General features: G+C 68.4%; 14 protein-coding genes. 8 read left to right on the forward strand and 6 right to left on the reverse strand.

All coding sequences use genetic code 11. From position 1 onward, the window contains the following. Positions 1-8 precede the first annotated feature (8 nt). The 6 genes from AWC25_RS19900 to AWC25_RS26890 are packed head-to-tail and all read left to right on the forward strand — an operon-like array spanning position 9 to position 6,817. Positions 9-1,391, forward strand: a complete 1,383-nt coding sequence (locus tag AWC25_RS19900; protein ID WP_069402094.1) for an ABC transporter substrate-binding protein — start codon at positions 9-11, stop codon at positions 1,389-1,391. Then, complete coding sequence (locus AWC25_RS19905; protein WP_069402093.1) at positions 1,388-2,260, forward strand: ABC transporter permease; 873 nt, start codon at positions 1,388-1,390, stop codon at positions 2,258-2,260. Before AWC25_RS19900 ends, AWC25_RS19905 begins: the two co-directional genes overlap by 4 nt. Then, entirely contained in the window at positions 2,257-3,009 is a 753-nt protein-coding gene (locus AWC25_RS19910) for an ABC transporter ATP-binding protein (protein WP_069402092.1), read from the forward strand. The genes AWC25_RS19905 and AWC25_RS19910 overlap by 4 nt, the downstream gene beginning before the upstream one ends. Further along, a complete protein-coding gene (locus AWC25_RS19915) occupies positions 3,006-5,702 on the forward strand; it encodes a fumarate reductase/succinate dehydrogenase flavoprotein subunit (RefSeq protein WP_085167328.1) in 2,697 nt (898 codons plus the stop codon). The genes AWC25_RS19910 and AWC25_RS19915 overlap by 4 nt, the downstream gene beginning before the upstream one ends. Before the next feature lie 57 nt (positions 5,703-5,759). After that, positions 5,760-6,347 carry a TetR/AcrR family transcriptional regulator gene (locus AWC25_RS19920; protein ID WP_069402090.1) on the forward strand — a complete coding sequence of 196 codons (588 nt, stop codon included), beginning with the start codon at positions 5,760-5,762 and terminating at the stop codon, positions 6,345-6,347. Beyond that, complete coding sequence (locus AWC25_RS26890) at positions 6,344-6,817, forward strand: nuclear transport factor 2 family protein (protein WP_158089765.1); 474 nt, start codon at positions 6,344-6,346, stop codon at positions 6,815-6,817. Before AWC25_RS19920 ends, AWC25_RS26890 begins: the two co-directional genes overlap by 4 nt. A 69-nt stretch (positions 6,818-6,886) precedes the next feature. Here the strand turns inward: AWC25_RS26890 and AWC25_RS27530 are convergent, their stop codons facing one another. After that, a complete protein-coding gene (locus AWC25_RS27530) occupies positions 6,887-7,054 on the reverse strand; it encodes a hypothetical protein (RefSeq protein WP_244899559.1) in 168 nt (55 codons plus the stop codon). A gap of 44 nt (positions 7,055-7,098) precedes the next feature. Here AWC25_RS27530 and AWC25_RS19930 point away from each other — a divergent pair, with 44 nt between their 5' ends. Then, entirely contained in the window at positions 7,099-8,331 is a 1,233-nt protein-coding gene (locus AWC25_RS19930) for an amidase (protein ID WP_244899560.1), read from the forward strand. On the opposite strand, the gene AWC25_RS19935 is transcribed toward AWC25_RS19930, so the two are convergent. Genes AWC25_RS19935 through AWC25_RS19950 form a run of 4 tightly spaced genes read right to left on the reverse strand, consistent with a single transcriptional unit; the run spans position 8,265 to position 11,713 of the window. Next, the gene (locus AWC25_RS19935; RefSeq protein ID WP_085167329.1) at positions 8,265-8,849 is read right to left on the reverse strand and encodes a GNAT family N-acetyltransferase; all 585 of its coding nucleotides are present in this window, start codon (positions 8,847-8,849) and stop codon (positions 8,265-8,267) included. The genes AWC25_RS19930 and AWC25_RS19935 overlap by 67 nt on opposite strands. A 4-nt stretch (positions 8,850-8,853) precedes the next feature. Then, complete coding sequence (locus tag AWC25_RS19940) at positions 8,854-10,059, reverse strand: serine hydrolase domain-containing protein (protein ID WP_085167330.1); 1,206 nt, start codon at positions 10,057-10,059, stop codon at positions 8,854-8,856. A gap of 20 nt (positions 10,060-10,079) precedes the next feature. Then, a complete protein-coding gene (locus AWC25_RS19945) occupies positions 10,080-10,868 on the reverse strand; it encodes a DUF6065 family protein (RefSeq protein ID WP_069402085.1) in 789 nt (262 codons plus the stop codon). Between the two features lie 50 nt (positions 10,869-10,918). After that, the gene (locus AWC25_RS19950) at positions 10,919-11,713 is read right to left on the reverse strand and encodes a DUF6065 family protein (protein WP_069402084.1); all 795 of its coding nucleotides are present in this window, start codon (positions 11,711-11,713) and stop codon (positions 10,919-10,921) included. A gap of 213 nt (positions 11,714-11,926) precedes the next feature. Between AWC25_RS19950 and AWC25_RS19955 the strand changes: the two genes are divergently transcribed. Further along, positions 11,927-12,355 carry a cellulose-binding domain-containing protein gene (locus AWC25_RS19955; protein ID WP_069402083.1) on the forward strand — a complete coding sequence of 143 codons (429 nt, stop codon included), beginning with the start codon at positions 11,927-11,929 and terminating at the stop codon, positions 12,353-12,355. Here the strand turns inward: AWC25_RS19955 and AWC25_RS19960 are convergent. After that, entirely contained in the window at positions 12,330-13,595 is a 1,266-nt protein-coding gene (locus tag AWC25_RS19960) for an HNH endonuclease (RefSeq protein ID WP_085167331.1), read from the reverse strand. The genes AWC25_RS19955 and AWC25_RS19960 overlap by 26 nt on opposite strands. Positions 13,596-13,692: the final 97 nt, after the last annotated feature.

Genomic DNA, 13,692 nt, shown 5'->3' on the forward strand with positions numbered 1-13,692 from the left:
GAACTTTGATGAAACGACAGGCCATTCGGCTGATCGTGGCGATGACCGTCGCGGTGGTGTCCGGCTGCTCGCTGGAATCGTTGTCGGCGAGCTCCGGCGTCGTCAGCGTCGTCATCGGTTACCAATCCAAGACCATCAACACCGTGACCGCCGGGACGCTGCTGCGGGCGCAAGGCTATCTCGAGCATCGGCTCGCCGACATCACCACCCGCACCGGCACCAAATACGCGGTGCGATGGCAGGATTACGACACCGGCGCACCGATCACCGCGCAGATGTTGGCCGAGAAGATCGACATCGGCTCGATGGGGGATTACCCCATGCTGATCAACGGCTCCAAGACGCAGGCCAACCCGCTGGCGAAGACCGAGATCGTCTCGATCACCGGCTACAACCCCAAGGGCGCGCTGAACATGGTGGTGGTGGCACCGGGTTCGTCGGCGGCCACGTTGAGCGATCTGGCCGGGTCGAAGGTCTCGGCCAGTGTCGGTTCGGCGGGCCACGGCACCCTGGTTCGCGCCCTGGACCGGGCCGGGATTCGTGGTGTCGAAGTGCTCAACCAGCAGCCGCAGGTGGGCGCCTCTGCTTTGGAATCAGGTCAGGTACAAGGACTTTCGCAGTTCGTTGCCTGGCCCGGGTTGCTGGTATTCCAGGGCAAGGCCAAGCTGCTCTACGACGGCGCCGAACTGAACCTGCCCACCCTGCACGGTGTGGTGGTGCGGCGCTCCTACGCGGCCGCGCACCCGGAAGTGCTGGCGGCGTTCCTGCAAGCCCAACTGGACGCCACCGACTTCCTCAACGCCAAGCCGCTGGAGGCGGCCCGCATCGTCGCGCAGGCGAGCGGACTGCCGCAGGAAGTGGTGTACCTCTACAACGGCCCCGGTGGCACGTCGTTCGACACCACCCTGAAGCCGTCGCTGATCGAGGCGCTGAAAAACGATGTGCCCTATCTGAAGTCGATCGGCGACTTCGCCGACCTCGACGTCAGCGGTTTCGTGCAGGACGCCCCGCTGCGCGCGGTGTTCGGCGCACGCGGCCGAGACTACGACGCCGCCAGGGCGGCTACGGCCAACCCCTCGGCGCTGAGCGGGGACCCGGCCCTCGCCAGTGAACTGTGGTTGGACGGAGCGGATTCCAGCCAAACCGTCGCCGATCCGACCGCTCTGCTCCGCGCGATCCGGGACGCGACCGCCCGCGGTGGCAAGGTACGCGCCGCCTACGTGCCCGACGCCGAGCTGGGCACCCGGTGGTTCGCCGACAAGGCGGTCTGGGTGCAGGACGGCGCGACCTACCTGCCGTTCGGAACCCCGGCCGGCGCGCACCGCTATCTGGCCGCCCATCCCGGCGGCAGCCTCGTGAACTACCAACAAGCCCTTGGAGGTTCGCTATGACCGCATATCTGACCGGCGATCCGGCCGCCCCGGTCACCGGGCACGTCGTCGACCCCGCCCCGGTGGCCGGCACACCGCGACGCACCGCCTCCCCGTGGCAGTGGCGGCTGCTGCGGCTCGCGTCGGTCGTCGCGGCGATCGGGTTATGGCAGCTGCTCACCGCCGACAAGGTGCGGTTGCTGCTGCGATTCGACACGCTGCCCACGGTCACCGAGATCGTGCACGCGCTGGGCCACCGGCTGGGAACCTACGAGTACTGGCTGGACCTGGCGCAGTCGCTGATCCGGATTCTCACCGGGTTCGGGCTGGCCGCGGTGATCGGCGTCGCGACCGGCGTGCTGTTGGGCCGTTCCCGCTTGTTCGCCAACACTTTTGGTCCGCTGGCCGAGTTGGCCCGGCCCATCCCCGCGATCGCGATGGTGCCGGTGGCGATCCTGTTGTTCCCGACCGACGAGTCCGGCATCGTGTTCATCACCTTCCTGGCCGCCTACTTCCCGATCATGGTCAGCACCCGGCACGCGGTACGGGCGCTGCCCACCCTGTGGGAAGACTCGGTGCGCACGCTCGGCGGCAACCGGTGGGACGTCCTCAAACAGGTGGTGCTGCCGGGCATCCTGCCCGGCGTGTTCGGCGGCCTGTCGGTTGGCATGGGGGTGGCGTGGATCTGCGTGATCTCCGCGGAGATGATCTCCGGCCGACTGGGCATCGGCTACCGCACCTGGCAGGACTACACGGTGCTGGCCTACCCCCAGGTGTTCGTCGGCATCATCACCATCGGCGTGCTGGGATTCGCGACCGCCGCGGCCGTCGAGGTCGTGGGTCGCCGGGTGACCAGCTGGCTGCCGCGCGCGGAGGAGGAACACCGATGACCTCAAAACAAGCGGGAATGAGTCTCGAATTGGATCGAGTTCGCCTGTCCTACACCGGGTTGCCGGTGATCGACGGCCTGAGTCTGGCCGTGCGTCCCGGTGAGATCCTGGTGCTGACCGGGCCGTCGGGTTGCGGCAAGTCGACGGTGTTGCGCGCGCTGGCCGGGCTGCTGCGCCCGGATGCCGGGCGCATCGTGGCCGACGGCGCCGAGGTGACCACCACCTCCGGTGATCGCGGCATGGTGTTCCAGGACAACGCGCTGTTGCCGTGGCGCACGGTGCGTTCCAACATCGAGCTGGCGCTGCGGTTGCGCGGTGTCCCGCGGGCCGGCCGCCGCGCGGAGGCCGACCGCTGGATCGGTGAACTCGGCCTCACCGGCTTCGGCGACTACCTGCCCAAGAGTTTGTCCGGCGGCATGCGCCAGCGGGTGCAGCTGGCCCGGGGGTTGGCCGGCGCGCCGCGCGCGGTGCTGATGGACGAACCGTTCGGCGCGCTGGACACCCAGACCCGCACGGCCATGCAGCGGCTGCTGATCGAGACCTGGAGCGCGCACCCGACCACGATCGTCTTCGTCACCCACGACGTCGACGAGGCGCTGCTGTTGGGTGACCGGATCGCCGTGCTCGGCAGGGCGGGCCAGCCGCTGCGCGCCCTGGTCGAGGTGCCGGAGCCGCGCGTCGATCAACAGCGCGGTGCGCTTCGCGCCGAAGTGGTCGCCGCACTTGATCATTCGGCGGTGGCGGCATGATGCAGATCCCCGACCCGGCGGCGCCGGGGCGGCTGGACTGTGACGTGCTGGTCATCGGCGGCGGCACCGCCGGCACCATGGCCGCGTTGTCGGCCGCCGAGCACGGCGCGCAGGTGCTGCTGTTGGAGAAGGCGCACGTGCGGCACTCCGGTGCGCTGGCGATGGGCATGGACGGTGTCAACAACGCCGTCATCCCGGGCAAGGCCGAGCCCGAGGATTACGTCGCGGAGATCACCCGCGCCAACGACGGAATCGTCAACCAGCGCACCATCTATCAGACCGCCACCCGCGGCTTCGCGATGGTGCAGCGGTTGGAACGCTACGGGGTCAAGTTCGAAAAGGACGAGCACGGCGAGTACGCGGTGCGCCGGGTGCATCGCTCCGGCTCCTACGTGTTGCCGATGCCGGAGGGCAAGGACGTCAAGAAGGCGCTCTATCGGGTGCTGCGGCAACGGTCGATGCGGGAGAAGATCCGCATCGAGAACCGGCTGATGCCGGTCCGGGTGCTGGTTCAGGACGGGCGCGCAGTGGGTGCGGCCGCGTTGCACACCCGCACCGGCGAGTTCGTCGCCATCGGCGCCAAGGCGGTGATCCTGGCGACCGGGGCCTGCGGCCGGCTCGGGCTGCCGGCGTCGGGTTACCTGTACGGCACGTATGAGAACCCGACCAACGCCGGCGACGGGTACGCGATGGCCTACCACGCCGGTGCCGAGCTGTCCGGCATCGAATGCTTCCAGATCAATCCGCTGATCAAGGATTACAACGGTCCGGCCTGCGCGTATGTGGCCAACCCGTTCGGCGGCTACCAGGTCAACGCGGCCGGGGAGCGTTTCGTCGACTCCGACTACTGGTCCGGGCAGATGATTTCGGAGGTGAAACGCGAAATCGACTCCGCGCGCGGGCCGATCTATCTGAAGGTGTCCCACCTGCCCGATGAGACGCTGACCGCGCTGGAGAACATCCTGCACACCACCGAGCGTCCCACCCGCGGCACGTTCCACGCCAACCGCGGACACGACTACCGCACCCACGACATCGAGATGCACATCTCCGAAATCGGTTTGTGCAGCGGTCATTCCGCATCCGGGGTCTGGGTCGACGAGCACGCCCGCACCACGGTGCCGGGCCTGTATGCGGCCGGAGATCTGGCCTGTGTCCCACACAACTACATGATCGGGGCGTTCGTGTTCGGCGACCTCGCCGGCACCCATGCCGCCTCGATAAGCACGGTAGTTGATGCGCCGCAACAGCTTCCGCAAGATCAGCTGCGCGAGGCGCACGAGCTGATCTACCGGCCGCTGCGGCATCCGGACGGCCCGCCGCAACCGCAGGTGGAATACAAGCTGCGCCGGTTCGTCAACGACTACGTGGCCCCGCCGAAGACGGCCGCCAAACTGTCCATCGCGGTGCGCACGTTCGACCGGATGCAGGGCGAAATCGCCGAGATGGGGGCGCGCACCCCGCACGAGTTGATGCGGGCCGTCGAGGTGTCGTTCATCCGCGACTGCGCCGAGATGGCCGCGCGCTCCTCACTGACCCGCACCGAATCCCGCTGGGGCCTCTACCACGAGCGGGCCGACCTGCCGGTCCGCGACGACAGCGAATGGGGCTATCACCTCAACCTGCGCAAGGGGCCCGACGGCGAGATGGTGTTCCTCAAGCGCCCCGTCGCCCCGTACCTGGTGTCGGTGCCGGAGCTCGACGGCCTGCCACCGGTGGACCAGACGGTGCACGCGGTGGCGCAGCCGCCGCTGGTCGGCGGCAAGGCACCGGCCACGGCGGGATCGCGAATCACCCCCGCCGCCTCCGCGTTCGAGCCGCCTTCGCCGCGGATCGCGCAGGTGCTGGCCCTGGAGGAGCCCACGATCGCCGATCTGCGGACGTACCTCGAAGACGCCGATCCCGGGGTGCGCCGCACCGCGGTGGCCACCCTGACCGAACACATCCCCGATGGGTATGCGTCGGCCCTGTTCGCCGCGCTGGACGACACCGATGCGGGGGTGCGCCGCACCAGCGCCGAGGGCATCCGCGAGCTGGTCGAGGTGTTGCCCGACCCCGGCGGCGCGCAACCCTACCTGTCGTCGCCCGACACGGTGGTCCGGGCGGCTGCGGTCTATCTGCTGGCCGCCCGCCGCGTCGGCGCGCCCGGCCACTACCACCGCGCGCTGGACGACCCGGACCACCGGGTGCGTATCGAGGCGGTGCGCGCTTTGGTCTCGGTCGACGACGTGGCGGGGGTTGAGCGGGCCACCCGCGACGAAAGCCGGGAGGTGCGGATCGCGGCCGCCGCCGGCCTGGCCACGCTGCGCGCCGGTGGCGCGGCCGTCCGCGCGCTGATCAATGACGCCGATCCGCTGGTGCGGGCCGCCGCGCTGACCGCGCTGAGCGAATTGGGCTGCAGCCAAGACGATTTGGTCGCCGTCGAGCGGTCGCTGCGGGCACCGGCGTGGCAGATACGCGAGGGCGCCGCACGCGCGCTGGCCGGAGCCGTCGCCGAACGCGCGGTGCCCCTGCTGGCCGAGGCGTTGTCCGACGCACACCTCGACGTGCGCAAGGCGGCGGTATTGAGCCTGACCCGGTGGGCGGGTGACGCCGCGGCCCGCGACGCCCTGGGCCTCGCGCTCAAGGACAGCGACGCCGATGTGCGCGCCTATGCACGCCGTGCGTTGGACACCGCTGTCGCCGGTATCTAGGCCGTCGTCGCGGCTCCGCCGGATAATATACCGATAGTTATGCTATAAAGGTTCATCATGAGGTATCCGGCGGATCACAAGGCCAAGGCGCGCGCTGCCCTGCTGCGGGCGGGCACGCAGTCGATGAAGGTCGCCGGTTTCCACGGCATCGGCGTGGACGGCCTGGCCGCCGCCGCAGACGTCACCTCCGGGGCGTTTTACTCGAACTTCACCAACAAGGAAGCGATGCTGCAGGCGATCGTCGACGCCTCACTCGGCGAGCCATTCGTGTCCGACACGGCGCAGGACAGCAAATCGGAAGGCCGCAACAAGCTGAAAGGTTTTGTCGCGGAGTACCTCAGCGTCCACCACCTGGACCATCCCGCCGACGGGTGTGTGATGCCGACGCTGAGCGCCGACGTGGCGCGGGCCGGAACGGCTACCCGCGCGGTGTACGAACGCAAGATCACCAGGATGGCGGAGCGGGTGGCCGAACTGCTCGACGGTGCCGACCGGGAACGCCGAGCCTGGAGCATCGTCGCGCTGATGGTGGGGGCGGTGTCGATCGCGCGAGCCATGCCCGACACGGGTCCGCGTGCCGGCGTGCTCGAGGACGCGCGGAAAACCATCGATCAGCTGATTTCGCCTGTAAGGCAACGCAATTGAGGACTCGCGGCGCTGCCCTGGCTGCTGTCGCGACGGTGGCGGGCTGGCTGGGAACCGGTGGCGTGTCGTCCGCCGCGCCGGGCGATACCACCCCCCAACAGCAACGGACGATCGTCGGCGCGTTCGCCAGCGCCATCGTGCACGACGACCACGCGGGCATCGCCGAACACGCCACCCCCGACATCACCTGGACCATCCCGGGTTCCAGCGTGGTGTCCGGCCGCGCGGTCGGGATCGGCGACGTCACCCGGCTCGCGGATACCTTCGCCCAGTACGGATTGCAAATCTCCCCGCAGGGATTCGCATTCGGCCGGGACACCGTCGCCGTCACGCTGCATGACAACGGCGAGCACAACGGCAAGCGGCTGGACCAGGACGTGGTCAACGTGCTGACCATTCGGGGTGACAAGATCTCCGACGTCACAGCGCATCTCACCGACATCGATTCATTCGACGCGTATTTCTCCTAACCCAGGCGGCTGGCGAACCGAACGCGGGCTTGCAAATAGAATAACGAGCGTTATATAGTGATCGTTATCTTATAACGCGACGGAAAAGGCCGGTGCCATGCGGCCTTTCGAATTGACGCTGGCCGCGGCCGCGCGGCAGATCCGGGCCGGGGTGCTGTCGCCGGTCGAGCTCACCGAGTCGGTGCTGGCCCGCATCGACGCGGTCGATCCGCAGATCACGGCGTTCAGCAACGTCACCGGCGGAGCTGGCCATCGAGACCGCCGCCCTGGCCGAGCGGGAGATCGCGGCCGGCCGGTACCGGGGACCGCTGCACGGAATCCCCATCGGGGTCAAGGAAATCTACGACATGGCCGGCGTCCCCAGCACCTCGAGCTCGCGGGTGCGGGCGGACTACCTGCCCGACGAGGACAGCGTCGTCGTCGCGAAGCTGCGTCAGGCCGGCGCGGTCGTGGTGGGACGCACCCAGTCACACGAGTTCGCCTACGGAGTCGTCACGCCGCAGACGCGCAACCCCTGGCGCACGGACCGCATCGCGGGCGGATCCAGCGGCGGGTCGGCGGCCGCCGTCGCCGTCGGGGCGTGCTTCCTCGGACTGGGCAGCGACACGGCCGGATCCATCCGCATCCCCGCCGCCCTGTGCGGCACCGTGGGGCTCAAACCCTCCTATGGCCGGGTGTCCCGGACCGGCGTCACACCGTTTGCCTGGTCGCTGGATCACGCCGGCCCGCTGACCCGCTCGGTCGAGGATGCGGCTCTGGCGATGAACGTGATGGCCGGTTACGACCCAGGCGACCCGGGCTCGGTGGACATCCCCGTGCCGGACTTCGCGGCTGACCTGGGCCGCGAGGTGGCGGGGACGACGGCCGGGGTCCCGGTAAACCTCTTCACCGAGCACGTCGACCCGCAGATCAAAATCGCGGTCGACGCGGCGTGCACCCGGCTGGCCGACCTCGGGGTGCGGCTGCGTGAAGTCCGGCTGCCCATGGCCGACGAGGTGATGGCCACCGAATTCGGGATCCTGCAGCCCGAGGCGGCCAGTTTTCACGAGCAGACGCTGCGCGAGCACGGCGACCTCTACACCGAGGACGTGCGTGCGGCATTGCAGGCCGGAATGTCGGTATTGGCGACGGATTACCTTGCCGCACAACGCAAGCGGGACCTCTTCCGGCGGCAGTGGAACGCGCTCTTCGACGAGATCGACATCCTGGTCGCCCCGACGGTGCCGGTCGCGGCGATGGAGGCAGCCCGCCCGGAGGTGACCTGGCCGGACGGGCTCACCGAGGGCCCGGTGCAGGCATACATCCGGTTTTCCGCCCCGGCGAACCTTGCCGGGCTGCCCGCGCTTTCGGTGCCGTGCGGATTCACCGACGCCGGCCTGCCGATCGGCCTGCAGATCATCGGTCGCGCCTTCGACGAGGCCACCGTGCTACGCGTGGGCCACGCCTATCAGTCCGCGGCGGACTGGCCGTCGTGGCCGCCGGTGGTGGCAGCCGAGCGCAGCGTTTTGGCGTAGCGCAGGCTGTCCTGGGGCTCGGTACTCAAGTTGGGATAGACCGCGTGGCGGGGCAGTCGCTCCTCCAACACGAATCCGGCACGTTCGAGCAACCGCGCCGACCGTTGGTTGTCGACACTGCAGGTCGCCCAGACCCGCGCCACGTTGCCGTCGGACTCCAGCGCGGCCAGCAGCATCGTCAACACCTCGGACATCAACCCCTTGCCCCACCATCTGCGGCCCATGCAATAACCGATTTCGACCGATTCCGGCACCGGGCGCCGGCAGCTGGTCAGCCCGATGACTTCGCCGCTGTGTTGCAGTTCGATGGCCCAGGTGCGCTCGTCGTCGGTGGCGTTGAGTTTCTCGGCGATCACCCGCCGCGTCGTCGCCACATCGGGATGCGGGGCCCACAGCAGGTACTTGGTGACCGCGCGATCACGGGCAACCCGTTGAAAAAGGGCGCCGGCGTCCTCGAGCGTCGGCAACCGCAGCAGCAGCCGCGGGCCGGCGATCCGATCGGGCGGGTAGGCGACCATGCCGCTACAGGCCGAGCGCCTGATAGGTGCAGCGAACGAATTTCGGTTGGGCGGTACGCAGTTTCGCCAACGACGTGTTGCCCGCGACGGCGGTGGCCGCGTCGACGTTCAGGTCGGGCAGATTCTGGATCAGATAGATCAGGACGAGATCTACCGTCGGGTCCGCCTGCCACCACGTCCCGTACGCGCCCGGCCAGCTGAACGTTCCGACTCCGCCGGGCCCGAACAGCGGGACGGCCTTCGCGGGATTGGTCACCACCGACAGGTTCAGCCCGAATCCGCGTCCCACCCAGTACGGCGCGCCCAGGAAATCGTGGCGCTTCTGTGCATCGGTCAGCCGATCGGTGCGCATCAGCCGCACCGATTCGGGCGAGAGCACCCGCACCCCGTCGACGGTGCCATCGCCGAGCAGCATCCGGATGAATCGCAGATAATCCTCGGCGGTCGACCACAACCCGCCGCCGGCGTTGCAGAACGAGGGCGGCGTGATGTGCGGCGGGCCCATCACGTCGTGCCGCAGCCGATGATTGTCATCGAGCGAGTACATGGTCGCGGCGCGCCGGCGCGCCTGTGGGGAGACGAAGAATCCGGTGTCGACCATCCCGGCCGGGCCCAGCACCCGCTCGTCGAGCACCTGGTGGAAGGGTTTGCCGTCGATCCGAGAAGCGATGACGCCCAACAGGTCTATCGAGTGGCTGTAGGTGACCCGCTCGCCGGGTTGATGCACCAACGGCAGCCTAGCCAGCTCGCACAGCCACACGTCGGGACCCTGGTTGAACGGTAGCCGCTGGTAGGCCCGGGAGATCGGGCCGGACACCGAGAACCCGTAGGCCAGACCGCTGGTGTGGGTCAGCAGATCCTCGATCAGGAGGGCCCGGTTGGCCGGGTGCGTATGCTCCAGCGGGCCGTGCCGGTCGTCGAGTACCCGCAGGTTGGCCAGCTCCGGCGCCCACCGCGCGACCGGGTCTTTGAGCGCCAACTTGCCCTCGTCGACCATGCTCATGATCGCGGCCACCGTCACCGGCTTGGTCATCGACGCGATGCGGAACAGGGTGTCTTTCTGCATGGGCAGACCGGCGTCGACGTCGCGGTAGCCGATCTCGTTGATCTGCAGGATCTCGCCGAGCTGCCACACCACGGTCACCGCACCGGCGAGCAGGCCCGCGTCGCAGACCTCGCGGATGGACGCCTGATTGCCCTCGAGATTCACCCGGTTGAGGTTAGCGGCCGTTACCGGTGCTGCTGGTCCCCGGGCTGCGCGAATGCTTGCAGGCGCCGACGCGTCTGGTGATCCGGAGCGCCGGGCTCGCCGTCACGGTGCCGGCCGCGCGTGTAGTCGCCCTGCCACTCCACCCGGTCCCCGGCGGCCACCCGCGCAATCTGCTCGGCGTGCTTTGCCGCGTCGCGTTCGCGAAGGAACAGTTCATGTTTGCGCTGCAGGTCTTCGTCGGCGGTGATGCTGCGCAACTCGGGGACGAACTCTTCCAGCTCGGCGCGTCGTTGCGGGACGATCATGCAGATCGGCTCGTCCACCTCGAAGCGCACCGGCATCATCTTGCGGGTGAGTTTCCAGCTCATGCTGAAACTCGCGCTGGCCCAGTCGGTTTCGACGATTCCCTCCAGGGCGCACACGCCGTCCTTCGGGTAGTTCGCCGGCCCGCGGACCAACAGGTTGTAGCCCGGGGGAGTGCGAAACAGCAGCGGCAGGCGCCAGGTCAGGATGCCGTTGCCGAAGTGGCTGGCGGGCAGGAACTGGTTTGCCACGTACTCATCGGGTTCGATCAGCACGTCGATGCCGTCGTTTTGCGCCACCCAGGTGGCATTGAAGGCGCACGGGTTACGTAACTCCCAACCGCTTTGGTTGGCGATCAGCATCGGCAGACATCGACTCGGCCAGCCCTTGTCCGCGTCCGACTGGGCCGACATCCAGGCCCGGGTGATCGGTGCCGGAATGATTTGCGGTGCGCCGTCGCCCGTGATGTAGCCGATCAGCGGACGGGCCGGCCTGTCGTCACTCACGCGAGACAGATTAGCCGCGTTCGCGGCGCCGCACCGATCTCGGCGTCGCGTTACGCCGGCCGGTCGTGTCGCGCCGGAACGAAGGCGCGCAGCTGGCGCCGCGTCTGGTGATCCGGTGCCCCGGGGTCGCCGTCGGTATGTCTGCCCTGCATGTAGTCGCCTTGCCATTCCACCTGCTCGCCCGCGGCGAGCCGGGCCGTCTGTTCAATACGCCTGGCCTCGCTGCGGGAGCTCAGGAAGTACTCGTACTTGCGCTGCAGTTCGGCGTCGGATCCGAGACACCTGAGCTCGGGAACGAACCGCTCCAGCTCGCCTCGCCGCTGCGGCACGATCACGCAGATCGGCTCGTCGACTTCGAAGCGGACCGGCATCAATTTTCGGGTGAATTTCCAGCTCATGCTGAAACTGGCGCTCGCCCAATCGGTTTCGACGATTCCTTCCAGCGGACACACGGCGTCCTTGGGATAGTTTGCCGGGCCGCGGACGAGCAGGTTGTAGCCCGGGGGAGTGCGAAACAGCAGCGGCAGATGCCAGGTGAGGATGCCGTCGCCGAAATGGCTGACGGGCAGCAGCTGGTCGGGCTCGCGTTTCGCCGGCGAGATCAGCACGTCGACGCCGTTCTCCTCACCCATCCAGGTGGCGGTGAATGCGCTCGGATTGCGCAGCTCCCAACCACTTTGATTGGCGATCAGCATCGGCAAACACCTATTGGGCCAGCCCTTGCGGCCCTGCGCCATCTCCCGCATCCAGGCTCGGCTGGAGCGGGCCGGTGTGATCTGCGGGGCATTCTCCCGGGTGACGAAGCCGATCAGGGGGTACGACTGCCCGTCGCAGGGGTCACTCACGCGGTCAGACTATTTTCAACAACCGGGAATCCGCTGTGAGTCATCGTTGGAGGTGCTTGTGGTGCCCGCGACAACACCGGGTGTCAGCGCAGGGGCCGGCGCCCGCGTTTTGTCCCGGCAAAATTTCACCACGGTTTCGGTTGGGCAAAGGTACGGCAGCGTTACCGGCGTTGCGACGGCCGAGACCGCCGGGATGGCTTTAGGTTGGCCGTTATGGCCGGACTGAGCACATACGTGAAGCGCGGGCGCACAGCGCTTCACGTCGCCGTGACGGCCGCGACGGTGGGCGTCCTGGGGGTGGCCGTCACCCCCGTCGCTCACGCGGCCGCCGCCGCGGCGACGTTGTCAGTGCAGCACGCCTGGCAGACCGGGTTCATCGCGCGCTTCACCGTCACGAACATGAGCACGGCACCACTCACCGATTGGCGGATCGAGTTCGACTTGCCACCGGGAGAAGGTATTTCGCACACCTGGAACAGCAGCTTCACCCAGTCGGGCACGCATTTCATCCTCGGACCCGCGAACTGGAATCGCAGCATTGCACCCGGTGAATCGGCGACGGGTGGTTTCCGGGGAGTGCTGACCGGGGCCTTCTCACCACCGGCGAATTGTGTTCTCAACAGGCAAGTTCCGTGCAGCTAGCGGCGGCACCGGTCCCCAGGTCGCCGGGCAACGGGGGCGCGCAACTCCGGTAATGCGTCCCGGTCGGTGTGACGAACTCCACTGTATGACATCCCTTTTCGTCGATCGCCGCCGTCACGCGCCAGCCCGGCTCTTCCTTGGTGTAATTACAGCGTTCGCACATGCCGACACCGTTCGCCGCGCTGGTCGCCCCGCCCTGGCGATGCGGCGTGGAGTGATCCGTGTGCCGGATCGGGGCATCGCAGTACGGGGTGCGGCAGCGCTGATCCCGCAGGCGGATGAACTCCGCCAATCCCTTCGGAAAGCACCGGATTCGGGATTCCATGGTGATAAGCGATCGCGCCCGCGGGTGCCGATAGAGGCGCCGCAGCGTGGCGCGGGTGCGGCCGTCGAGCGCCGCGTCGCTCACCAGCCGACGGGCGATGCCGGCCGGTATCGGACCGTACCCACCGACCAGCGCGGCGCTGTCGTCGTCACCCAGCAATGAACCGTCGGAAATCACCAGATTGACCGCGACGGGCGCAGGCACCTGCGCGGGGCGCCCGGTAACACGTTCGATCAACGCATCGGCCATCACCTGGCCGCGGCTGCGGCCGTCGCACGTGGTGTCGGCGGTTCGCTTGAGCGCCGCGTACACCGACACGCCCTGCGCGACCGGGAGCAGCGCCGTCAGGTACGTCATGGTGTCGGGTGCCGGCCGGATCGTCACCGTGCGGTCCGAGTCGGCCTTGGCGGCCCGATCGACAACCGCCTGCGGGTCGAGCCGGTACGCGATGGCCCGGGCCGCCGCGGCCACGCGCGCATCGCCCATTCCCTCCAGCGATGCGGCGTCGGCACAGAGCTCGGCGTCCAGCGCCCGGCGGTCGTCGACCTCCAGGCAGGCCGACTCGCGCACGATGAGCGTGGCCCGCCACTCCGACAGCAGCCCGGCCTGCAGAGCCGCGAGCGTGTGCGGCATCTCGTATACCAGCGCCTTGGCGAGGCCGAGGTGCCTGCCGCCGCGAACCGGGGCATCCCGTCGTGCCAGCGCGATTTCCCCCGCCAGGCCGCGGCCGCGCCGCGCGGCCGGTACGTCGCGGCCGGCCTCGCGCGAGCGGCGCCGCACATCGAGGACGGCGGCCGCGCGCGCCTGACCCGCGGCGGCCGCGGACTTGACCCGCTCCAGTTCGGCGATCCGCGCGATCAGCGCCGCCTCGTCGGCGTCGGGATCGACGACGGCCAAACCAATGTATTCGAACATATGTGCGATAGTAATCGGGGCACTGACCGCGTTGACTCGCCAGAAATGCGCGTGAAAGGGTTATTCGTTGCCTCACTGAAAATGCGCGCGTACGCCC

It is taken from the genome of Mycobacterium sherrisii (assembly GCF_002102355.1).
GTDB lineage: Bacteria > Actinomycetota > Actinomycetes > Mycobacteriales > Mycobacteriaceae > Mycobacterium > Mycobacterium sherrisii.

What these genes read in the sequence shown, in the direction of transcription:
- AWC25_RS19900 (WP_069402094.1), top strand. Translation starts at nt 9, where the DNA reads ATGAAACGACAGGCCATTCGGCTGATCGTGGCGATGACCGTCGCGGTG.
- AWC25_RS19905 (WP_069402093.1), top strand. Translation starts at nt 1,388, where the DNA reads ATGACCGCATATCTGACCGGCGATCCGGCCGCCCCGGTCACCGGGCAC.
- AWC25_RS19910 (WP_069402092.1), top strand. Translation starts at nt 2,257, where the DNA reads ATGACCTCAAAACAAGCGGGAATGAGTCTCGAATTGGATCGAGTTCGC.
- AWC25_RS19915 (WP_085167328.1), top strand. Translation starts at nt 3,006, where the DNA reads ATGATGCAGATCCCCGACCCGGCGGCGCCGGGGCGGCTGGACTGTGAC.
- AWC25_RS19920 (WP_069402090.1), top strand. Translation starts at nt 5,760, where the DNA reads ATGAGGTATCCGGCGGATCACAAGGCCAAGGCGCGCGCTGCCCTGCTG.
- AWC25_RS19935 (WP_085167329.1), bottom strand. Translation starts at nt 8,849, where the DNA reads ATGGTCGCCTACCCGCCCGATCGGATCGCCGGCCCGCGGCTGCTGCTG.
- AWC25_RS19955 (WP_069402083.1), top strand. Translation starts at nt 11,927, where the DNA reads ATGGCCGGACTGAGCACATACGTGAAGCGCGGGCGCACAGCGCTTCAC.
- AWC25_RS19960 (WP_085167331.1), bottom strand. Translation starts at nt 13,595, where the DNA reads ATGTTCGAATACATTGGTTTGGCCGTCGTCGATCCCGACGCCGACGAG.